Raw genomic sequence first — 22,511 nt, 5'->3', positions numbered from 1 at the left:
CGCAAGCAGACAAGTGAACGTTGCGACAAGCCGCGTTTACCGCTACCTTAACCACATTCTTTTTTCCCCGATGGCGGAGCCTCGCCCCTTTGAAATACCTCGTCTCCTTTCGTACCACGCTTAAAGTCTCTCGCTATCTGTTTCGGGCGCTTGCGCTGCTGCTATGGTTGCTGGTGGCGCTACTCTCGGTGTTTTACATCGTCAACGCGTTAAACCAGAAAGAAGCGGAGATCCGCCAGGAGTTTAACTTAAGTTCAGACCAGGCCCAGCGCTATATCCAGCGCACGTCTGACGTGATGAAAGAGCTTAAGTATATTGCTGAGAATCGACTGACGGCGGAGAACGGCATCCTGGCCATCCGTGGTCGGGATGAAAAAACGGAAGTACCTGATTTCGAACCGCTCTTCCCGGACTCCGATTGTTCAGCCATGGGCAAAGCCTGGCGCGGATCGCTGGAATCGCTGTCGTGGTTCATGCGCTACTGGCGCGACAACTTTTCAGCCGCCTATGATCTGAACCGCGTCTACCTGATTGGTAACGAAAACCTGTGCATGGCGGATTTCGGCCTGCGGGATATGCCGATGGAGCGGGAAGACGCGCTGAAAAGCCTGCATGAACGCATTGTGAAATACCGCAACGCACCGCAGGAAGAGCGGGGGAACAACATCTTCTGGATAAGCCAGGGCCCGCGCATGGGCGTCGGCTATTTCTACGCCCTGACCCCGGTTTACCTCGGGAACCGCCTGCAGGCGCTGCTGGGCATTGAGCAAACCATCCGCATGGAAAACTTCTTCACGCCGGGCAGCCTGCCGATGGGCGTGACCATTCTGGATGAAAACGGCCACCCGCTTATCTCGCTTGCCGGGCCTGAAAACCGTCTGAAAGTTGAACCCGGCTGGATGCAGGAGCGCTCATGGTTTGGCTATACCTCCGGTTTCCGCGAGCTGGTGCTGAAGAAAAGCCTGCCGCCATCGTCGCTGAGCATTGTTTACTCGCTGCCTGTCGACAAGGTGCTGGAGCGCATTCGTATCCTGATCCTCAACGCCATCTTGCTGAACATCGCGGTAGGCGTGGCGCTGTTTATGCTGGCGCGCATGTACGAGCGGCGGATTTTCATTCCGGCGGAAGCGGACGCCCAGCGTCTGGAGGAGCACGAGCAGTTTAACCGTAAAATTGTCGCCTCGGCGCCGGTAGGGATCTGTATCCTGCGCACCCAGGACGGCACGAATATCCTCAGCAACGAGCTTGCCCATAACTACCTGAACATGCTGACGCATGAAGACCGCCAGCGGTTAACGCAGATCATCTGCGGGCAGCAGGTTAACTTTGTGGATGTCCTGACCAGCACCCACACCAACCTGCAAATCAGCTTCGTCCATTCGCGTTACCGCAATGAAAACGTAGCGATCTGCGTGCTGGTGGACGTCTCCGCGCGCGTGAAGATGGAAGAGTCACTGCAGGACATGGCGCAGGCGGCGGAGCAGGCGAGCCAGTCGAAATCCATGTTCCTTGCCACCGTCAGCCACGAACTGCGCACGCCGCTGTACGGCATCATCGGTAACCTCGATCTGCTCCAGACCAAAGAGCTGCCTAAAGGGGTCGACAGGCTGGTTACGGCGATGAATAACTCATCCAGCCTGCTGCTGAAAATCATCAGCGACATTCTCGACTTCTCAAAAATTGAATCCGAGCAGCTGAAGATTGAACCGCGCGAGTTCTCCCCGCGCGAGGTGATGAACCATATCAGCGCCAACTATCTGCCGCTGGTCGTGCGTAAACAGCTGGGGCTGTACTGCTTTATCGAGCCGGATGTGCCCCTGACGCTGCACGGCGACCCGATGCGTCTGCAGCAGGTCATCTCTAACCTGCTGAGCAACGCCATCAAATTCACCGATATCGGCTGTATTGTGCTGCACGTCAGTCGGGCAGGGGATTACCTGACCATACGCGTGCGCGACACGGGCGTCGGCATTCCGGCGAAAGAGGTTGTGCGCCTGTTCGATCCGTTCTTCCAGGTAGGAACTGGCGTCCAGCGTAACTTCCAGGGGACCGGGCTGGGTCTGGCGATATGCGAGAAGCTTATCAGCATGATGGACGGGGATATCTCCGTGGATACCGAGCCAGGCATGGGCAGCCAGTTCACCATCCGTATTCCGCTCTATTCCGCGCACTATCCGGCAAAAACCACGGTCGACGGGCTGAGCGATAAGCGTTGCTGGCTGGCGGTGCACAACGCCTCCTTACAGGATTTCCTGACCTCGATGCTGACCAGCAGCGGCGTGCGGGTATCGCGCTACGAAGGCCAGACGCCGGATGCGGACGACATGCTGATCACCGACGTCGAGCCGGAGCAGGCGTGGGCGGGGCGCGGCGTGGTAACGTTCTGCCGTCGGCATATCGGTATCCCGGTTGAGCGATCACCTGGAGTATGGGTGCACAGCGTGGCGACGCCGCACGAGCTGCTGGGCCTGCTGGCGCGCATTTACAGCGTACAGCTTGAGGACAGCGACGGCGCCACCGCCCTGGCTTCCCCGGATGAACTGGCGTCGGTGAACGACGACATGATGATTCTGGTCGTCGACGATCACCCGATAAACCGTCGTCTGCTCGCCGACCAGCTGGGCTCCCTGGGCTATCAGTGTAAAACGGCCAACGACGGGGTGGATGCCCTGAATGTCCTGAGTAAGAACCATATTGATATCGTGCTCAGCGATGTGAACATGCCAAACATGGACGGCTACCGCCTGACGCAGCGTATCCGCCAGCTGGGCCTGACGTTGCCGGTGGTTGGGGTTACGGCCAACGCGCTGGCGGAAGAGAAGCAGCGCTGTCTGGAGTCGGGAATGGACAGCTGTCTGTCGAAGCCGGTCACGCTGGACGTGCTCAAACAAACGCTGTCTGTTTATGCGGAGCGCGTGAGGAAAACGCGGACGTAAAAATAGGCCCGCAAGGGCCTTTTTTACTGGTGCTCTCTGCCGGGGAAGAGGGCAGGGTGCGGGCAACAGGCCGCACACCCGTTGGGATCAATCCTTGTCCGTCGCGCTCAGCGTCACGGAGGAGAGGTAGTTCAGCAGGGCGATATCGTTATCCACACCCAGCTTCATCATCGCTGATTTCTTCTGGCTGCTGATGGTTTTGATGCTGCGGTTCAGCTTCTTGGCAATTTCCGTTACCAGGAAACCTTCAGCGAACAGGCGCAGAACTTCACTCTCTTTTGGTGAGAGACGCTTGTCGCCATAGCCGCCCGCGCTGATTTTTTCGAGCAGACGTGAGACGCTCTCAGGCGTGAATTTCTTCCCTTTCTGCAGCGCCGCAAGGGCTTTTGGCAGATCGGTAGGCGCGCCTTGTTTCAGCACAATCCCTTCGATATCGAGATCAAGAACGGCGCTCAGGATCGCCGGGTTATTGTTCATGGTCAGAACAATGATCGAAATGTCCGGGAAGTGACGTTTAATGTATTTGATAAGCGTGATCCCATCACCGTATTTATCTCCCGGCATAGAGAGATCGGTAATGAGCACGTGCGCATCAAGTTTAGGCAGGTTGTTGATGAGAGCTGTGGAGTCTTCAAATTCACCGACTACATTCACCCACTCGATCTGTTCAAGTGATTTGCGAATACCGAACAGTACAATCGGATGGTCATCGGCAATAATTACGTTCATATTGTTCATGTATAAGGCTACCTTGCTACAGCAAGCTCTTGACGTAAGCGTCAATGTCGCTGATGTATTTTTCAATGCCAGAGGCATCTTTCTCACGAATTAGATGTTCCAGCGTTTCACATAACTGCTTGCCGGGAACCAGATTTAGCATGGCAAACACCCCTTTAAGCCGGTGTGCTGTCTGTGCCAGCGCTGCAAAATCCTGCGCAGCGGACTCAGTATACAACCGCTTAACATCATCTGGTACTGTATCAACGAAGAGCGAATAATATCCGCTGGCATGGAGTTCGGCATTTTCATCGCCGCCTAACGGTGACTCCAGGATCTCTTCCTGCGCCAGATGCTCTTCAATCAGTTGTAATACAGCTTCCTGCATCGCATTGCTCATATTAAAGTTGACGCGCAGCTGGCCAGGGCCGATTTTTCGCACGCCTGGCTCATCATCGCTTAAAAGCAAGCCGGAGGCAGTAAGATTAGACGGATTATCAGTTAAAAATAGATCAAATTCTTGACTCGCGAGCCTTTCGTCCGGGGTGATGCAGGACGCGCCCCAGTTTTCCAGCTGACGAACCACGATATTACGGATCTCATTAGAGGTCACATCCACCATGACCACCACGTCATCCAGCAGACGCTCTTCATCTTCTTCCTGCGGATTTGCCGCCATTTTAACGTGTAAAGAGTAGCGGGTGCCGAGGGATTCGCGCGCCTTAATATTCAGGTGGCCGCCCAGCTTGCGCGCCAGCTGATCGCAGAGCCAGAAGGTGAGGGCGTTAGCCTTACCATAGTGGTCGCGCTGGGTATCGTTCAGGAACGGGAAGTGCAGATTATCAATTTCGCTTACGGTCACGCCTTCGCCCGTATCCAGAATACGGAAGGTCAGACGATCGTCGCTGGATTCATCGGTGCTGACTTCAAGCGTGATCTTGCCGATCTGCGTCGTGGTAACGGCATACTGGATCAGCATCACCAGGATCCGGCGCAGGGCATCGCGATCGCCGTGACGCTCGTCGTTCGCCGGTAAACGGTTGTTGATCAACAGCTGGAGACCTTTGCGCTTAATGACCGGCAGCACTTCAGGAACGACTTCATCAATCAGATCCTGGATAGAGAAAAGCGTCGGGGTGCCTTTCCAGATGTCATTCTCCAGCATGTTCGCAAGCTGGATCTCATCTACCAGACGGACCAGCGAGTCGGCCTGGTTGCTGAGCTGGCGGCTTTCCGGCGTGCTTAGCTCAGCGATCTGCGTGGCGAGCGACTTCAGCGGCTGCTTAAAGGCATCGCCAATATTTTGCATAAACGCGGCGCGGCCGTGCTGGTTTTTCTCGTACAGCCTTTGTGCCTGCTTGAGTTTTTTATTCACCAGCACTTCACGGTCCTGGTCGCGGATAATGAAGATTTGCGTGCGTGAAGCGACCTGGCTGCGGAACTGACGGATTTCATACAGCTCGTTATTAATGGTGGCCTGAATTACGCCCTGATGCTGGTCCGCCATCGCGGTAATGTTTTGCAGATTAAGATGCGGCAGAAGGTGATCGGCAATTTTATTGCTCATCACCGTGCGGTTCGCCTCCTGATCGTGCACTAACACCCCGAGCGGCAGCACGGAAATAATCTCTTCGTTAAGGGCACGCAGCACGCGCAGCTCGTTGCTGGTTCCGGCTGACACCGAGGTGGAGTCGCTCTGGCGCCCTGACTGGAAGCGGAAGGTGCTGTAGCCAAACAGCGCCAGCGCCAGCAGACCGATATTCAGCAGCAGCGGCAGCAGGATATTTTGCAGGGTATCAAGCATCAGGGTGCCAAAAGGCACCTGCCAGACAAGACGCATACCGGTTGAGTTCAGCGAGGACGCAATCTCAATCTTTGAGCCATTAAAGGAGATAGCCACGCTGTCCGCGCCTTCTTTGTCCGACGGTGTACGCATGTTCTGGGAGCTGTTGTCAGGCTCCAGGCGGAAGCTGTCCAGCGGCATATCCGGCGGGATCAGGTCATTTATAGGCAGGTCGAAAGCAACCACGGTCGCCAGATGGCCCGGCTGGTTAAAGGTGGTGCGCAGCGTAAAGTAATGCCCATTCTGCCAGGCAAGGCGGCGCAGCGAGGAGAAACTTTCGCGCTCGTCCAGCGCGTTGGCCTGCTGCAACATTTCTGCCCGACGGGAATCCACAATGCTGCCGACGGTCGTCTCTTTAAAGCCTGACGAGAGATCCTTAAGCGGCAGGGTCGAGATCAGGATCATGCTGTTGTCCTGACCGTTCAGGTAATACATAGACCACGGCACCGTTTCGGCACCCCACAGGGTGTCGAGATAGGACGAGATCCGCTGCGTCATTTCAAGCGTTGCGCTGTCGTGCGAGCCGAAAATCAGGGCTTCGGTCTTGCGCTGCGGTTTTTCCAGATAATAGACATCCTGCTTCAGGCGCGTTTCCTGTAACCCTTCTCCTGACGAGGTGGCCGGAGCCGCAGCGATATTGTCGTAGATTTGCCAGGTCGCATAGCGCCACGTATCAATGCGCTTATGCACCGCGTGGGTGATATCGACGATCTGATAGCTCTTATCTTTAAGCCAGGTGTTAACGGCGCTCTGAACCATAACCCCCATTGTGACTAACAGCACAACGATCAGCAGAAGAAAGAAACGGGTGATGCTGCCCGGTAGAAGGGAAAATTTGCTCGGGGCGGTAGTTTCAGTCTGACTCATCGATGTGTTTAACCCGTAATGGCCGCGCGGTAATGGGATAGGGCAGTATAAAGGGTAATAACCGAATTTCCAGCGTCGTTATCGCTGTAACCTTGACTTTTTATCCGCTGAACCTCGCTACAGCGAGCCGGCTTAAAGGTGTACAAACCGCGGCGAAATGTACAAATGCGCGGCAACAGTCGCAGAAAAATAGCACGAATTAACAAGAAATTAATCTTTAAGGTAAAAAATCAATCAGGAAAAGGGAGAGAACAGCATTTAGTTAATAGTCGTTATCATAACGCGCGGGTAGCACATAAAATGCCTGGCGACGTAAAGAAAGGTAAAAAAAAACCGAATGCGAAGCATCCGGTTCAATTAGGGATAAACAGACATTCAGAACTGAATGACGGTAATAAATAAAGTTAATGATGATAGCGAGAGTTATTTTAGAGATGTTGAGCGAATTTTTTTTGTCATTCAGTGCTGTGTATAGTTTCGTTTTAACTTGTTGAATATAATTAGATATATTTCAATCTTGATTATAAGTGCTATATTTTTAAACTCTTCATGCTATTCAAAAAGTTCCTTCATATTTACAAATTGAAACATCTTGCAGGTAAAATGAAACATCTTCAAAGTTTTCGTATCATATTCCTGTTGGATTATTCTGTTTTTTTGAGGAGAATGAACTTGCCGACTGGTTAAGAGGGTTGACCAGTATGCAGTGGCAAATAATAAGGCATATAACAGAGGGTTAATAAAATGAAAGTTAAAGTACTGTCCCTCCTGGTACCAGCACTGCTGGTGGCAGGCGCAGCAAATGCGGCTGAAATTTATAACAAAGACGGCAACAAATTAGATCTGTACGGTAAAGTGGACGGCCTGCACTATTTCTCTGATGACGACGGTGCAGACGGCGACCAGACCTACATGCGTCTGGGCTTCAAAGGCGAAACTCAGGTTAACGACCAGCTGACCGGTTACGGCCAGTGGGAATACCAGATTCAGGGCAATACTACCGAAAGCGACAACCAGTCCTGGACGCGTGTAGCCTTTGCAGGTCTGAAATTCGCGGACGCAGGCTCTTTCGATTATGGTCGTAACTACGGCGTGATTTACGACGTAACTTCCTGGACTGACGTACTGCCAGAGTTTGGCGGCGACACCTACGGTTCAGACAATTTCCTGCAATCTCGTGCTAACGGCGTAGCGACTTACCGTAACCAGGACTTCTTCGGTCTGGTTGATGGCCTGAACTTCGCTCTGCAGTATCAGGGTAAAAACGGTAGCGTAAGTGGCGAAAATGATACTGGCCGTAGCACGCTGAAACAGAACGGCGACGGTTACGGCGCATCCCTGACCTACGATCTGGGCGAAGGCTTCAGCGTCGGTGGTGCGATGTCTTCTTCTAAGCGTACTGCTGACCAAAACAACACTGCGAACCTGGCGCTGCGAGGCGAAGGTGACCGTGCAGAAGTTTACACTGGTGGCCTGAAATATGATGCTAACAACATCTATCTGGCAGCACAGTACTCCCAGACCTACAACGCAACGCGCTTCGGCAACTCTCAGAGCAGCAGCGACATTTACGGTTTTGCTAACAAAGCGCAGAACTTCGAAGTGGTTGCTCAGTACCAGTTCGACTTCGGCCTGCGTCCATCCGTGGCTTACCTGCAGTCCAAAGGTAAAGACATCGAAGGTTATGGCGACCAGGATCTGCTGAAATACGTTGACGTTGGTGCGACTTACTACTTCAACAAAAACATGTCCACCTACGTTGATTACAAAATCAACCTGGTTGATGAAAACGAGTTCACCCGCGCAGCAGGTATCGGTACTGACGATATCGTAGCGCTGGGTCTGGTTTACCAGTTCTAATTGCTTATACCGCGACAAAGGGGCCATCAGGCCCCTTTTTTCATGCTTTTTTAGGGTCTTACAAATACGCTGTTTTAGTGTACTCTTGCCGCCCTGGCATGAGGATAATAACGAATGGAAATGACTTTTTTACGCGCCAGCTTTCTGGCTACTGTTTTACTCCTGACCGCGTGTGACTCTTCTACGCAGCCCGCAAAAACCGAGGCGCCAGCCGCGACGGTGCTGGAAGGGAAAACCATGGGAACCTTCTGGCGCGTCAGCGTAATGGATATCGATAAATCCCGCGCTGAAGAGCTGCGCGGTAAAATTCAGGCGCAGCTGGATGCCGACGATCAGCTGCTCTCAACGTATAAAAACGACTCGGCGCTTATGCGCTTCAATCGCTCCAGCAGCACCTCGCTCTGGCCAGTGAGCGAAGCAATGGCCGATATCGTGACGGAATCCATGCGCGTGGGCCACAAAACCAACGGCGCAATGGATGTGACCGTGGGGCCGCTGGTAAACCTCTGGGGATTTGGCCCCGACAGGCAGCCGGTCGCTACGCCCGATCGGGCCGCCATCGATGATGCGCGCGCGCGTACAGGGCTAAAGCACCTGGCGGTGATTACGCAGTACGGTCAGCAATACCTGCAAAAAGACATTCCCGACCTGTTTGTGGATCTCTCCACGGTGGGCGAGGGCTATGCGGCGGATCATCTTGCAGCCCTGATGGCGCAGGAAGGCATTCCCCGTTATCTGGTGTCCGTCGGCGGCGCGCTTGTCAGCCGGGGCATGAACGCCAGCGGCAAACCGTGGCGAGTGGCTATTCAGAAGCCAACCGACCAGCAAAACGCGGTGCAGGCGATTGTGGACATCAACGGACACGGCATCAGCACTTCCGGAAGCTACCGCAACTATTACGAACTGGACGGTAAACGTATTTCGCACGTTATCGATCCGCAAAGCGGAAGCCCGATTACCCATAATCTGGTGTCCGTCACGGTGATAGCGCCAACGGCGCTGGAAGCGGACGCCTGGGATACCGGACTGATGGTGCTCGGAACGGAGAAAGCCAAAGAGGTGGTGCGTCAGGAAGGGCTTGCCGTCTACATGATCACCAAAGAGGCGGACGGGTTTAAAACCTGGAGTTCACCCCAGTTCAAAAGCTTCCTGGTGAGCGAAAAAAATTAAAAAGCAAGGTTGCGGGTTTTTGTTCGGTGGCGTTCAGGCAGGCTGAGGGTATGCTTGTAAGAGGAGCCGATCATGAAAAACACAGCCTATCTCACCGATGAGGATCGCTGGCAGGCCGTTCTGGCCCGCGATCCACAGGCGGATAATCAGTTTGTCTTTGCCGTGCAGACGACCGGCATTTTTTGTCGTCCGTCCTGCCGCGCCCGCCATGCCCTGCGAAAAAACGTCTGCTTCTATCCTGACGCTCACCGCGCCGGGCAGGCGGGTTTCCGCCCCTGTAAGCGCTGTATGCCGGAAAAAGAAGACCCTCAGGCGCAGAAAAAAGCAAAAATTGCGCTGGCGTGTCGTCTGCTGGAGCAGGACGCCGGGCTGAACCTTGAGGCGCTGGCCCGGCAGGTTGCCATGAGCCCGTTCCATTTCCATCGCCTGTTTAAATCCGTCACCGGCATGACGCCGAAAGCCTGGCAGCAGGCCGCCCGTGAACAGCGCCTGCGCAGCGCGCTGGCGCAGGGCGATAAAATTACCGACGCCGTTCTGGCCGCAGGGTTTCCGGACAGCAGCAGCTACTATCGCAAGGCCGACGGCGCGCTGGGGATGACGGCGAAGCAGTACCGCAAGGGTGATGCCGCGGTGCGCTATGCCCTCAGCGACTGTTCGCTTGGCCGCTGTCTGGTGGGGGAAAGCGAGCGCGGGATCTGTGCGATACTGCTGGGGGACGACGATGCCGCGCTGACCGCAGAGCTGCGGTCGCTGTTCCCGCTTGCCGAACGGGAACCGATGGAGGGCGCGTTTGCCGATCGGGTTCGTCAGGTGATTGCCGCTGTCGACAGCCGCGAGGCGCCGCTGGCGCTGCCGCTGGATATCCGCGGAACCGCTTTCCAGCAGCAGGTCTGGCAGGCGCTGCGGGCTATCCCCTGCGGTGAAACGGCGAGCTACCAGCAGGTGGCGAAGGCCATCGGTAAACCCAACGCCGTGCGCGCCGTGGCGGGCGCCTGCGCCGCCAATAAACTGGCGATTATCATTCCCTGCCACCGCGTGGTGCGTAACGACGGTGCGCTTTCGGGTTATCGCTGGGGCGCTGGCCGTAAGGTGCTATTGTTGAAACGTGAGGCGAATAATCCGGAGGGATAATGCTCGATCTTTTTGCTGATGCTGAACCCTGGCAGGAGCCACTCGCGCCGGGGGCGACGATCCTGAGACGCTTTGCGCTCTCCCGCGCGGCGGCGCTGTTCGACGGTATTGATGCCGTCACCGCCCGTTCCCCGTTTCGCCATATGGTCACGCCCGGCGGGTATACCATGTCCGTGGCGATGACCAACTGCGGCGAGCTGGGATGGGCGACGAATGAACGGGGCTATTTGTATGCCCCGAACGATCCGCTGTCCGGTCAGCCGTGGCCGCCGGTGCCGGAGGCGTTTCAGGCGCTATGTCAGGAAGCCGCCGTGGCGGCCGGCTACCCCGATTTTCAGCCCGACGCCTGTCTTATCAACCGCTATGCCGTCGGGGCAAAGCTCTCGCTGCACCAGGATAAGGACGAGCCGGATCTGCGCGCGCCTATCGTCTCGGTTTCCCTTGGGCTGCCCGCCGTGTTTCAGTTTGGCGGACTGCGGCGCAACGATCCGCTAAAACGGCTGCTGCTGGAGCACGGTGATGTGGTGGTCTGGGGCGGCGAATCGCGGCTGTTTTACCACGGTATTCAGCCGCTGAAGCCCGGCGTTCACCCGGAGGCAGGGGCGTTTCGCTACAACCTGACGTTTCGGCAGGCAGCCAGCAGAGAATAAAAATAAGAATTATTCTTGATGTGTGCGAAAGGCAGTTTACACTGCTGGCTGATTTTTCTTGTCCGGATTGCTCTGCATGCAACTACTTCTTCTTGTCTGGCGGCAGTATCGCTGGCCTTTTATTGCGGTAATGGCGTTAAGCCTTGCCAGCGCGGCGCTGGGGATTGGCCTGATTGCCTTCATTAACGTGCGTTTGATCGAAATGGTCGATACGTCGCTCTCCGTCCTGCCGGAATTTCTGGGATTACTGCTGCTGCTAATGGCGGTTACGCTCGGCTCACAGCTGGCGCTGACCGCGCTTGGCCACCATTTCGTGTTTCGCCTGCGCAGCGAGTTCATCAAACGTATCCTCGACACCCAGGTTGAACGTATCGAGCAGCTGGGAAGCGCCTCCCTGCTGGCGGGGCTGACCAGCGACGTGCGCGCCATTACCATCGCGTTTGTACGCCTGCCGGAGCTGGTGCAGGGGATCATCCTGACCTTTGGCTCGGCGGCGTACCTCGCCTGGCTCTCCAGCAAAATGCTGGCGGTAACGGCGCTGTGGATCGTTATCACCATCTGGGGCGGATTCCTGCTGGTATCCCGCGTCTATAAGCACATGGCGGTGCTGCGCGAAACGGAAGATAAGCTTTATCACGACTACCAGACGGTGCTGGAAGGGCGCAAGGAGCTGACGCTGAACCGTGAGCGCGCAGAGCATATCTTCAACAATCTCTATATCCCCGACGCGCAGGAATATCGCCATCATATTATTCGCGCCGATACCTTCCACCTGAGCGCCGTGAACTGGTCCAACATTATGATGCTGGGCGCCATAGGCCTGGTGTTCTGGATGGCGAACAGCCTGGGTTGGGCGGACACCAACGTGGCGGCAACCTACTCGCTAACGCTGCTGTTTTTGCGCACGCCGCTGCTGTCGGCCGTCGGCGCGCTGCCGACGCTGCTGAGCGCCCAGGTGGCCTTCAACAAGCTGAAGAAATTCGACCTTGCGCCGTTTAAGGCGGAGTTCCCGCGCCCGCAGGCGTTTCCGGACTGGAAAACGCTTGAGCTGCGTAACGTTACCTTCCGCTATCAGGACAATGCCTTCTCCGTGGGGCCGATTAACCTGACGATCCATCGCGGCGAACTGCTGTTCCTGATCGGCGGCAACGGCAGCGGAAAATCCACCCTCGCGATGCTGCTGACGGGGCTATACCAGCCGCTGTCGGGCGACATTCTGCTGGACGGGAAGGCCCTGAGCGCGGAGAAACCGGAAGATTACCGCAAGCTCTTCTCGGCGGTATTTACCGATGTCTGGCTGTTCGACCGGCTGCTTGGCCCGGAAGGGCAGCAGGCGGATCCGGTGCTGGTGGATAAATGGCTTGCGCACCTTCAGATGTCGCACAAGCTGGAGCTACAGGATGGCAGGATCCTGAACCTCAAGCTGTCGAAAGGGCAGAAGAAACGCGTGGCGCTGCTGCTGGCGCTGGCTGAAGAGCGCGATATCATCCTGCTGGACGAGTGGGCAGCGGACCAGGACCCGCACTTCCGCCGCGAGTTCTATCAGGTACTGCTGCCGCTGATGCAGGCGATGGGCAAAACCATTTTTGCCATCAGCCATGACGACCACTACTTCATTCACGCCGACCGTCTGCTGGAGATGCGCGACGGCAAGCTGAGTGAACTGACCGGCGATGAGCGCGATGCGGCATCGCGGGATGCGGTGGCGCGTACGGCGTAATACCATCACCCGGCCCCTCTCTCACAGGGAGAGGGGTTAAATCGCGGCCGTTATGCCGCTTTTTTCTCCATCCCGCCCCGTTGTTTATTCTTATTTACATATCTCCGCGCTATGCTTAAAGCCAACTTATTTCATGGATTTATGATTAATGTCGTTATTAAAGAAAAACAGCGCAAGGCAGCGTGACCAGGAGCGTGCGCGCCTCATCTGGCTCCTGACGACCGATAAAGCGGTAACGTCAACGCTATTGGGTAAGCTGACCCTGGCTGAGCAATATGATGTCGGCACGCTGGCCGACGATATTGCTGAGGTAGGTGCGCTGGTTGCACATTTACCCCCTCCGGATCTGGCGGATACCCTGGAGGCGCTGCCCTCCGAGGAGCGCCACGCCCTGTGGCGGCTGGTGCAGGATCACGAGCGCGGTCAGGTGCTGCTGGAGGCCTCGGAAAACGTCTGGGATGACCTTATCGATGAGATGAGCGACCGGGACATTCTCGACGCCCTGCAAACGCTGGATATCGATGAGCAGATTTACCTCGTCCAGCATCTTCCACGCAACCTGACCGGTCGCCTGCTGGCTTCCCTGCCCGCCGAGGAGCGGGCGCGCGTGCGTCAGGTGATGCACTACGAGAAAAACAGCGTCGGCGCCATCATGGAGTTTGGCGTCATCACGGTGCGTCCGGACGTTACCCTTGGTACGGTGCAGCGCTATCTTCGTCGCCTGGGCAGTATGCCGGACAACACCGACAAACTGTTCGTCACCTCCCGGGATAAAACCCTGCTCGGAGAGCTGGAGCTTAAAACGATCCTGCTGAACAGCACCCAGCGGCGGGTCAGCGAGGTCATGGAAACCGAGCCGATGGTGTTCTCGCCGGAAGACGATGCCGAAAAAGCGGCGCGTACCTTCGAACGTGATGACCTGGTGAGTGCGGCGGTGGTGGATTCCGTGGGCAAGCTGATGGGGCGTCTGACCATCGATGAGATCGTTGACGTGGTCTATGAAGAGACCGATAACGACCTGCGCGCCCTTGGCGGGATCAGCGCCGAAGATGACGTTCACGCCTCCGTTGGCAAGGCCGTTAAAACGCGCTGGGCGTGGCTCGCCATCAACTTATGCACCGCCTTCGTGGCTTCACGCGTCATCGACGGTTTCGAACATACCATTTCCCAGCTGGTGGCCCTGGCCTCGCTGATGCCGATTGTGGCGGGGATCGGCGGAAACACCGGTAACCAGACCATCACCATGATCGTTCGCGCCCTGGCGCTGGAAAACATTCAGCCGGGGAACTTCTCGTGGCTGATTTTCAGGGAGATGGGCGTCGCGCTGATAAACGGCCTGGTCTGGGGCGGCATCATGGGCGGCGTCACCTGGTGGCTGTACGACGATATGGCGCTGGGCGGGGTCATGATGCTGGCAATGGTGCTGAACCTGCTGGTGGCGGCGATAATGGGGGTGATTATCCCGCTGACGATGACCCGGCTGGGGCGCGACCCCGCGGTGGGGTCGAGCGTTATGATTACCGCGATTACCGATACCGGCGGTTTCTTTATTTTTCTTGGGCTGGCGACGATTTTTCTTCTGTAGCCAGCGCTTTTTGCTTAAGACGGGCGGGAAGGATGAACATCATTACGATGCCGCCCAGCACGCCAATCGCCAGGTTACCGGTTGATACCGTTGCCGCAACCGTCACCAGCATAACGACGGTTTCCGCAACGGGCGCCTTTTTCAGCGTTCCGGGCTGAACGCTGTGCCAGCTAAAGGTCTTGATGGCCACAATCGCCATAATACCCGCCAGGACCGCCATCGGGATCCTGGCCATCACGTCGCTGAGCGCCGTGACCAGCACCAGCAGCACAATGCCCGCCGCGAGCGTGGAAATGCGGCTTCTTCCTTTACCCATCTCCACGTTAACGATGGTCTGCCCAATCATCGCACAGCCCGCAATGCCGCCGTAGAAGCCGGCCAAGATATTTCCCACGCCCAGCCCGATGCTTTCGCGACGCTTGCTGGATGGCGTTACGGTCAGTTCGTCCACCAGCTTCGCCGTCAGCAATGATTCCAGCAGGCCTACGAAAGCAATACTGAGCGCGCACGGCCAGATGATGCTCAGCGTTTCCAGGTTGAGCGGCACCAGCAGCTGCGTAAATCCAGGCAAACCGCCGCTCATTGAGCCTTCATCTCCCACCGTGGGCAGGATTTGCCCGCTGGTGACGGTGAACAGCGTTAGCACCACAATGGCAATCAGCGGGGAGGGCACGCTTTTGATATAGCGCGGCACCCACAGCACAATCAGCAGCGTCAGCACGAACAGGCCCACAATCAGCGGGCTTCGGCTCCAGAAGTGGGGAACCTGGGCAAAGAAAATCAAAATGCCGAGGGCGTTAACAAAACCCGTCATCACCGACTGCGGGATAAAGCGCATCAGCCGCGCCATGCCCAGCGCGCCGAACAGGATCTGAATCACGCCCGCCATCACCACCGCCGGCAGAATGTACTGTACGCCGTGCTGATGGACCATCGGGCCAATTACCAGCGCGACGGAACCAGCCGCCGCCGTCACCATGGCCTGACGTCCGCCGAGCAGGGAAAGGGCGAAGCAGAGCACCACGGAGGCGATAAGACTGACTTTAGGATCCACGCCTGCGACCACGGAAAATGAAATAACTTCCGGGATCAGCGCCAGCGCGGTAATCACGCCGGCCAGGGTTTCACGCATCAGAAGCTTAGGCGAACGTAAAACGGTGGCGACATGGCCTTCATGGGGTACGGACGAGTGGGGTAATGACATAACAATTCGCAAGTAGGGGCAGGCTTCCGTGCGCGCGATCACAAAGTGCAGCATAGTAGCCAGGTTAAACGCCTTTTGCCAGCCTGCTCCCTAAATCCACACAAACAAACGATCATTAAATTTCACAATTACAATAATTTCTTAACCTTTAAACAATATTTAAAAGTTGCTACCGTGCCACCGCAGCGTGTTTCACCTGTAATTTCTACGCATCACGCACTATTTAACTAAGGCATAAATGATGAAAAAAATGACTGCCGTGCTCTTTTCCCTGGCCGTGGGGCTGAACGCCGTCTCGCTGGCGGCGAAAGCAGACGCACCAAAAGAGCAGGAAACGGATGTCCTTTTAATTGGTGGCGGCATCATGAGCGCCACGCTGGGAACGTATCTTCAGGAATTAGAGCCGAACTGGTCAATGACCATGGTCGAACGCCTCGATGGCGTGGCGCAGGAAAGCTCTAACGGCTGGAATAACGCCGGGACGGGGCACTCGGCACTCATGGAACTGAACTATACGCCGCAGAAAAAGGACGGTTCCATTAGTATCGAGAAAGCGGTTGAGATCAACGAAGCGTTCCAGATCTCACGCCAGTTCTGGTCTCATCAGGTTAACAGCGGCGTGTTGAACAACCCGCACTCCTTTATTAACACCGTGCCGCACATGAGCTTTGTGTGGGGCGAGCAGAACGTCAATTTCCTGCGCGCGCGCTACGCTGCGCTGCAGCAGAGCACGCTGTTCCGCGGAATGAAATACTCTGAAGATCACGCTCAGATCAAAGAGTGGGCACCGCTGGTAATGGAAGGCCGCGATCCGAATCAGAAAGTGGCGGCGACCCGCACTGAAATTGGTACCGACGTTAACTACGGTGAAATCACCCGTCAGCTGGTTGGCTCTCTGAAGAAAAAAGAGAACTTCAATCTGCAGCTCGGCACCGAAGTGCGTGGCTTTAAGCGCAACGCGGACAACAGCTGGAGCGTGACCGTTGCCGATCTGAAAAACAACGAAGCCGAGCATGTGATCAAGGCGAAGTTCGTGTTTATCGGTGCGGGCGGTGCGGCGCTGAAGCTGTTACAGGAGTCCGGCATTCCGGAAGCGGATGACTACGCGGGCTTCCCGGTCGGCGGCCAGTTCCTCGTGTCGGAAAACCCGGAAGTGGTTAACCGCCATCTGGCAAAAGTGTACGGTCAGGCCTCCGTCGGTGCACCACCGATGTCCGTTCCGCATATTGATACCCGCATGCTTGACGGGAAGCGCGTTGTGCTGTTCGGGCCGTTCGCCACGTTCTCCACCAAGTTCCTGAAGAACGGTTCCCTGTGGGATCTGCTGAGCGCGACCACCACCTCGAACGTCAAGCCAATGATGGACGTGGGGCTGGATAACTTCGATCTGGTGAAATACCTGATAAGCCAGGTGATGCTCTCTGATGAAGAACGCTTCGAGGCGCTGAAAGAGTATTATCCGCAGGCGAAGAAAGAAGACTGGCGTCTGTGGCAGGCGGGCCAGCGCGTGCAGATTATCAAACGCGATCCGAAAGAGGGCGGCGTGCTGCGCCTGGGTACCGAAGTGGTGAGCGATAAGGATGGCACCATTGCCGCGCTGCTGGGTGCGTCACCGGGCGCGTCTACCGCTGCGCCAATCATGCTGCACCTGATGGAAAAAGTGTTTAAGGATAAAGTGTCCAGCCCGGAATGGCAGGCGAAGCTGAAAACCATTATTCCGTCCTACGGTACTAAGCTGAACGGTAACGTTCAGGCCACGGAACAAGAGCTGGAGTACACCAGCCGCGTTCTGCAGCTGCAGTACGTCAAACCGCAGGCTGCGGATGCTGCACCAAAGGCAGAGCTGAAGCCTCAGGCGGAAAGCAAGGCGGTTGCGGATATCGCGCTGTAAGGTAAACGAAAAACGGTAACATCCGTTACCGTTTTTCGCGTTTTCTCCCTCTCCCACCGGGAGAGGGGTGGGGTGAGGGCACCAGCACACACCCTTATACAGGTCGGGTAAGGCGAAGCCGTCACCCGGCCTGATTTTAACGTACTACCGCTTGCCCGACCGTCTCGTCCGCCTTCCATACGCGATATTTCACATCCACGTTTTCCGGCGTATACACGACGATTGGCAGCTTGCTGTTATAGCGCAGCAGACTGTTGTCACCCAGATACGCGGTGATAAATTTCTTCTCTTTTTTGCCGTCCGGGCACGCCATCATGGTGGAGACCGGCGACGTGACTTTGTCGAAGACATAGTAGTCATAGCCCCAGCCTTCCAGGGTTTTGCTTTCCAGCTGGCCGCCGAGACGATGGTGGTTGCAGTCCACTTCCAGCGTCTGGCCGATTAACAGCTCCACTTTGAAATTCGCTTCATCCTGCTGCGCCGGCAGCTGAATAACCTGGCGCTTCATCCCTTTCTCCGCCTGTGGATAAGGCGCGACTTTTTCCAGAGGCTGGACTTCAGGCGCGTCGCTGGCAAAAGCGCTGGCGCTCACGCAGGCTGCGGCGATAAGGGCAAGGGCAAATTTAGGTGCGTTTTTCACTGTCATTCCTTTTTTGTCAAAACGATCGTGACCAGACTAGCATAACTCGCATGAATGGTTGGCGTAATTTACTCACATTTTCATTTTGTTTGGCGTAATAAACTGGTGTTCTGGCTTTTTTGTGGTGTTTAATGCTGTGGTGGAGTCGATGGGAAGATCGTGTTATTTTACACGTTAGATATTGTTATTCATCTGTAAAGGGAAGAGAGAGATGGTACGCGCAAAACTGAAGACACCTGAAGGCCGCAAGTTCCTGCTGGCGCTGCTGGTGGTATTTATGATTGCTGCCGCATGCGTAGGGCGGGCAACCATTGTCGGCGTGATCGAGCAGTACAACATTCCGCTCTCCGCCTGGACAACCAGCATGTTTGTCCTGCAGTCGGCGATGATCTTTGTATACAGCCTGGTGTTTACCGTCCTGCTTGCCATCCCGCTGGGAATTTTCTTCCTGGGCGGACGCGAGAAGCACTAACCATTCCGCATGTGGGTGCAGGCATAAAAAAACCAGCCATTAAAGGCTGGTTTTTTTTATGTATTGTTGGTCGGCACGAGAGGATTTGAACCTCCGACCCCCGACACCCCATGACGGTGCGCTACCAGGCTGCGCTACGTGCCGACGCATTAAAGGAATAGTACTCGATTCCTTTTTGATTGCAAGGGGGAAGCCGCGCTAACTGATTCATAAATAATCAGTTAGCGATGAAGCGCTTCTCGTCCGTCAGCACCTGCAGCAGCAGGCTGAGCTGCGGCTTCTGGTCTTTCAGCTTCTCACCTTCGGGACTGTACGTCTGGTAATTTCCGTTACTGTTCAGCACCAGGGACAACGATGGAGTTGTCACTACCAGCGTGTTTCCACCCGCAGCCGTGACCCAGTTATGGCGCCGCGTGGCGCTAAAGAGATCCTGCCCCTGCGAGTATTCATTTGCCGGTGTGCTGACGTGCAGAAGACGCTGCATTAACGTCGTCATAACGTCTTTATGGTCGGTCAGCATGGTAATGCGCTGCGCAGGCGTTCCCGGCCAGTGGATCACCAGCGGCACGTGCAGGTTCGGACGCGACCATTCCATGCTCTTCGCCTCATCACCCAGCGGCACGCCGTGACCCGCCGTGATAATGACCACCGTATTGTCCAGTTTGCCCGCATCGCGCAGGGCGGTCAGCACGCGGCTAATCTGCGCATCGACGTCACCCGCGGCACGGCTATAGCGGCGCGCGAAGCCTTTCTGATTGCTGTCATCAAGCGTTGTGCCGTTAAACGCAACCCAGGAGAACCAGCGGTTATCTTCCTGCGCATAGCGCTTGAGCCAGTTAATCCACTGATCGGCGGTCTGAGTGTCAGACTGGCTCTGCGCGGCTGGCAGGGAGAAGTCAGACAGCAGCGCCTGGCGGTAGAGCGAGCTGTTGAACCCATCGGAGGCAAACAGCCCCAGCTGGTAGCCCTGCTGGTTAAGGCCGGTGATCAGCGCCGCCGGAATACGGGCCGACAGCACGCCGTCCATGTAGCTCGGTGAGATGCCATAGAACAGGCCGAAAATACCCGCGTCGGTCGAGTTACCGGAACTCATGTGCTGAGTGAACGTGATGTTGTTCCCGGCAAACTCCGCCAGCGCGGGCATCTGCTTCTCATAGCGGGAATAGTTCAGGCCATCGACGGTAATCAGCAGCACGTTCTGACCACGGCCCATGTCGCGGTATCTCAGATCGCTCAGGGGATACTGCACGCTGACCGCTTCCGGATTACCCTGTTCGACCAGACGACGCTGATACTCCTGCGCATCCAGCAGGCCGTGTTTTTCAAGAAAACGACGCGCCGTCATCGGATAGGAGAGCGGCAGGTTAGCGCGCTGCATGGTAATCGGGCGGTAGAAGTTCGCATCTGCCCAGATATACATCAGGTGCGAACCGATAAAAGAGGCGAAAAAGAGCGCCGCGACGGGCTTCGCGTAATGGCGGCGCCGGGTCAGACTGCGAAGCTTTTGCCAGCTCCACGTGGCGAACAACATCTCGATCAGCAGGATAATGGGCACGCTGATAAACATCAGCTGCCAGTCGCGCGCGGTTTCGTTCTGGTCCGGGTTAATCACCAGTTCCCAGACGATCGGGTTCAGGTGCAGGTGGAACCGGGTGAAGACTTCACTGTCGATAAGCAACAGCGTCATGCCCGCCGTCGCAAGAATAGCGGACAGGAAGCGCATCAGCCGCTGCGACATGACGATAAACGTCAGCGGAAACAGGATCAGCAGATAGGTGGCGAAAACCAGGAAGCTAAAGTGTCCAACCAGGCTCATCCAGGAGTAGATACGCCCGGTTAACGTGGTTGGCCAGTCTGCCACAAACAGATAACGGCAGCCGAGCACCATCGCCAACAAAATGTTGAACAGGGCAAACCAGTGCCCCCAGCTGACCATCTGGGAGACTTTTTCACGGTAGCGCTGACGATTCGTCACCATAAACTGTTGTTCGTTTCCCTTAGTGTGCCTGGTCGTCGCTAACGGAGGACTGCAAGGCCTGGGCGAAAGATTTGGCGATCGCCTGACGCTGAGCCGGAGCAACGCTGGTATTGATAAGGTTGGTAACCATATTTCCCAAAACCATCAGGGAGAGATCGGTTGGCGTTTTATGTTTTTCCAGTACGTTGACCAGCTCACTGAGCAGTTGTTCAACGTGTTCGTCACTGTAGCGGGAATGTTGTGGCATAAATCAAAATCAGTTTGTTGAGAGAAGGGCGACATATTACCGTAGCAACAGCTTTTTTTCCCCTTTTTTATCTTCTGTTGCACACATGCGTTGGTGGTGGTTGAATACCGCCCGGTCTAAAAGGAGAGTTTATCATGAGTCTGGAAATCAACCAGATTGCCCTGCACCAGCTTATCAAGCGTGATGAGCAAACCCTTGAAGTGGTGCTACGCGATTCGTTACTGGAACCAACGCCTACCGTTGTCGAGATGATGGCGGAGTTGCATCGCGTCTACAGCGCGAAAAATAAAGCCTATGGCTTGTTCAGCGAGGAGAGCGAACTGGCGGATAGCCTGCGCCTGCAGCGTCAGGGTGAAGAGGATTTCCTGGCATTCAGCCGCGCTGCGACTGGCCGTCTGCGTGACGAACTGGCGAAATATCCGTTCGCCGATGGCGGTATCGTCCTGTTCTGCCACTATCGCTATCTGGCGGTAGAGTATCTGCTGGTTAGCGTGCTGAATAATCTGAGCAGCATGCGCGTGAACGAGCAGCTGGACATCAGCTCAACGCACTATCTGGACATCAACCATGCGGATATCGTGGCGCGTATCGATTTGACCGAATGGGAAACCAACCCGGAGTCAACCCGCTATCTGACCTTCCTGAAGGGCCGCGTAGGGCGCAAAGTGGCGGATTTCTTCATGGACTTCCTCGGCGCCAGCGAAGGCCTGAACGCTAAAGTGCAGAACAAAGGTCTGCTACAGGCGGTGGATGACTTTACGGCCGAGGCGCAGCTGGATAAAGCCGAGCGGCAGAACGTGCGCCAGCAGGTTTACAGCTACTGCAACGAGCAGCTGCAGGCGGGTGAAGAGATTGAGCTGGAGTCGCTGTCCAAAGAGCTGGCGGGCGTTAGCGAGGTCAGCTTCCAGGAGTTCACCGCGGAAAAAGGCTACGAGCTGGAGGAGAGCTTCCCGGCGGATCGCAGCACGCTGCGTCAGCTGACCAAATTTGCCGGCAGCGGCGGGGGGTTAACTATCAACTTTGATGCGATGCTTCTCGGGGAACGTATCTTCTGGGATCCGGCTACCGACACGCTGACCATTAAAGGCACGCCGCCGAACCTGCGCGATCAGCTTCAGCGTCGCACCTCTGGCGGTAAGTAACAGCCATAAAAAAACCCCGCAGAAGCGGGGTTTTTCTCGACAGGTTTGCGATTACGCGCGAACGAAGTCGATGTGAGTCAGTTTTGGCTTGAACGCGTGACGCTGAACAGCCTGAACCTTCACTTTTTCTTCTTTACCGCCAACAACGATGGTCAGAACTTCGCTGTAGAATTCAGCTTTGTTCTGCATGTTCCATACTTTGTCGTGATCCAGTTCGATAGCAACTGGAGCAGCTTCGCCACCGTAAACGATAGCCGGGAACTTGTTAGCGTTACGCAGGCGGCGGCTCGCACCCTTACCCTGCACGTTACGTACTTCTGCTTCGATAGTGAACATTGATTTCTCTCTGTATTTAAAACCCTACTACAGGCGACCCAGCAGCAGGTGAGTGTTCTGCCTCACGGATGTGAAGCGGGCGGCATTTTATACTCAAATGGCGCGCGCATCAACGAAAAGTC

17 protein-coding genes and 1 tRNA gene are annotated in these 22,511 nt (G+C 55.9%); 10 read left to right on the top strand and 8 right to left on the bottom strand.

Translation table 11 applies throughout. The features are described 5' to 3' along the window. The first annotated feature begins 89 nt into the window (after positions 1–89). Positions 90–2,936: a two-component system sensor histidine kinase RcsC gene (gene rcsC, locus OWK27_RS05480; RefSeq protein ID WP_267589989.1), complete on the top strand. Its 2,847-nt coding sequence runs from the start codon at positions 90–92 to the stop codon at positions 2,934–2,936. Between the two features lie 87 nt (positions 2,937–3,023). Here the strand turns inward: rcsC and rcsB are convergent, their stop codons facing one another. Then, positions 3,024–3,674, bottom strand: a complete 651-nt coding sequence (gene rcsB, locus OWK27_RS05475) for a response regulator transcription factor RcsB (protein WP_003859405.1) — start codon at positions 3,672–3,674, stop codon at positions 3,024–3,026. Between the two features lie 16 nt (positions 3,675–3,690). Further along, the gene (gene rcsD / locus OWK27_RS05470; protein WP_267589988.1) at positions 3,691–6,363 is read right to left on the bottom strand and encodes a phosphotransferase RcsD; all 2,673 of its coding nucleotides are present in this window, start codon (positions 6,361–6,363) and stop codon (positions 3,691–3,693) included. A 744-nt stretch (positions 6,364–7,107) separates the two neighbouring features. On the opposite strand from rcsD, the gene OWK27_RS05465 reads away from it, so the two are divergent. The 6 genes from OWK27_RS05465 to mgtE all read left to right on the top strand — a co-directional run bounded on the left by OWK27_RS05465 (position 7,108) and on the right by mgtE (position 14,479). After that, positions 7,108–8,223 (top strand): porin OmpC, encoded by a 1,116-nt coding sequence (locus OWK27_RS05465; RefSeq protein WP_148419888.1) that lies wholly within the window; start codon positions 7,108–7,110, stop codon positions 8,221–8,223. Between the two features lie 114 nt (positions 8,224–8,337). Then, entirely contained in the window at positions 8,338–9,393 is a 1,056-nt protein-coding gene (gene apbE, locus OWK27_RS05460; RefSeq protein WP_267589987.1) for an FAD:protein FMN transferase ApbE, read from the top strand. Positions 9,394–9,465: 72 nt separating this feature from the next. Then, positions 9,466–10,524 carry a bifunctional DNA-binding transcriptional regulator/O6-methylguanine-DNA methyltransferase Ada gene (gene ada, locus OWK27_RS05455; protein WP_267589986.1) on the top strand — a complete coding sequence of 353 codons (1,059 nt, stop codon included), beginning with the start codon at positions 9,466–9,468 and terminating at the stop codon, positions 10,522–10,524. After that, the gene (gene alkB, locus OWK27_RS05450) at positions 10,524–11,174 is read left to right on the top strand and encodes a DNA oxidative demethylase AlkB (RefSeq protein ID WP_267589985.1); all 651 of its coding nucleotides are present in this window, start codon (positions 10,524–10,526) and stop codon (positions 11,172–11,174) included. Before ada ends, alkB begins: the two co-directional genes overlap by 1 nt. A 76-nt stretch (positions 11,175–11,250) precedes the next feature. Then, positions 11,251–12,894: a multidrug ABC transporter permease/ATP-binding protein gene (locus OWK27_RS05445; protein WP_242172079.1), complete on the top strand. Its 1,644-nt coding sequence runs from the start codon at positions 11,251–11,253 to the stop codon at positions 12,892–12,894. A 148-nt stretch (positions 12,895–13,042) separates the two neighbouring features. Next, entirely contained in the window at positions 13,043–14,479 is a 1,437-nt protein-coding gene (gene mgtE / locus OWK27_RS05440; protein WP_148419883.1) for a magnesium transporter, read from the top strand. Here mgtE and OWK27_RS05435 read toward each other — a convergent pair. Then, positions 14,442–15,737, bottom strand: a complete 1,296-nt coding sequence (locus OWK27_RS05435) for a SulP family inorganic anion transporter (protein WP_267589984.1) — start codon at positions 15,735–15,737, stop codon at positions 14,442–14,444. The two genes, mgtE and OWK27_RS05435, sit on opposite strands and share 38 nt — an antisense overlap. Positions 15,738–15,924: 187 nt before the next feature. Here OWK27_RS05435 and mqo point away from each other — a divergent pair, with 187 nt between their 5' ends. After that, the gene (gene mqo / locus OWK27_RS05430) at positions 15,925–17,574 is read left to right on the top strand and encodes a malate dehydrogenase (quinone) (RefSeq protein ID WP_267589983.1); all 1,650 of its coding nucleotides are present in this window, start codon (positions 15,925–15,927) and stop codon (positions 17,572–17,574) included. A 136-nt stretch (positions 17,575–17,710) separates the two neighbouring features. Here mqo and eco read toward each other — a convergent pair whose 3' ends face one another. Beyond that, positions 17,711–18,220: a serine protease inhibitor ecotin gene (gene eco / locus OWK27_RS05425; RefSeq protein ID WP_242172088.1), complete on the bottom strand. Its 510-nt coding sequence runs from the start codon at positions 18,218–18,220 to the stop codon at positions 17,711–17,713. Between the two features lie 205 nt (positions 18,221–18,425). On the opposite strand from eco, the gene OWK27_RS05420 reads away from it, so the two are divergent. Further along, positions 18,426–18,686 carry a DUF2534 family protein gene (locus OWK27_RS05420; protein ID WP_148419880.1) on the top strand — a complete coding sequence of 87 codons (261 nt, stop codon included), beginning with the start codon at positions 18,426–18,428 and terminating at the stop codon, positions 18,684–18,686. A 67-nt stretch (positions 18,687–18,753) separates the two neighbouring features. Here the strand turns inward: OWK27_RS05420 and OWK27_RS05415 are convergent. The 3 genes from OWK27_RS05415 to OWK27_RS05405 all read right to left on the bottom strand — a co-directional run bounded on the left by OWK27_RS05415 (position 18,754) and on the right by OWK27_RS05405 (position 20,911). Further along, positions 18,754–18,830: transfer RNA gene (locus tag OWK27_RS05415), tRNA-Pro, on the bottom strand. Between the two features lie 73 nt (positions 18,831–18,903). Then, positions 18,904–20,664 (bottom strand): LPS biosynthesis-modulating metalloenzyme YejM, encoded by a 1,761-nt coding sequence (gene yejM / locus OWK27_RS05410; RefSeq protein ID WP_176609870.1) that lies wholly within the window; start codon positions 20,662–20,664, stop codon positions 18,904–18,906. A gap of 19 nt (positions 20,665–20,683) precedes the next feature. After that, on the bottom strand, positions 20,684–20,911 hold the full coding sequence (locus OWK27_RS05405; RefSeq protein ID WP_001135586.1) for a YejL family protein: 228 nt from the start codon (positions 20,909–20,911) through the stop codon (positions 20,684–20,686). A 134-nt stretch (positions 20,912–21,045) separates the two neighbouring features. On the opposite strand from OWK27_RS05405, the gene yejK reads away from it, so the two are divergent. After that, complete coding sequence (yejK, locus tag OWK27_RS05400; RefSeq protein ID WP_148419878.1) at positions 21,046–22,053, top strand: nucleoid-associated protein YejK; 1,008 nt, start codon at positions 21,046–21,048, stop codon at positions 22,051–22,053. Positions 22,054–22,104: 51 nt separating this feature from the next. Here the strand turns inward: yejK and rplY are convergent, their stop codons facing one another. Beyond that, positions 22,105–22,389: a 50S ribosomal protein L25 gene (gene rplY, locus OWK27_RS05395; protein ID WP_148419877.1), complete on the bottom strand. Its 285-nt coding sequence runs from the start codon at positions 22,387–22,389 to the stop codon at positions 22,105–22,107. Between the last annotated feature and the right edge of the window lie 122 nt (positions 22,390–22,511).

Origin of the sequence: Enterobacter cloacae complex sp. 2022EL-00788, from assembly GCF_026627565.1 — a bacterium.
Classification (GTDB): Bacteria; Pseudomonadota; Gammaproteobacteria; order Enterobacterales; family Enterobacteriaceae; genus Enterobacter; species Enterobacter pasteurii.
This window is presented reverse-complemented; position numbering and strand designations above follow the sequence as displayed.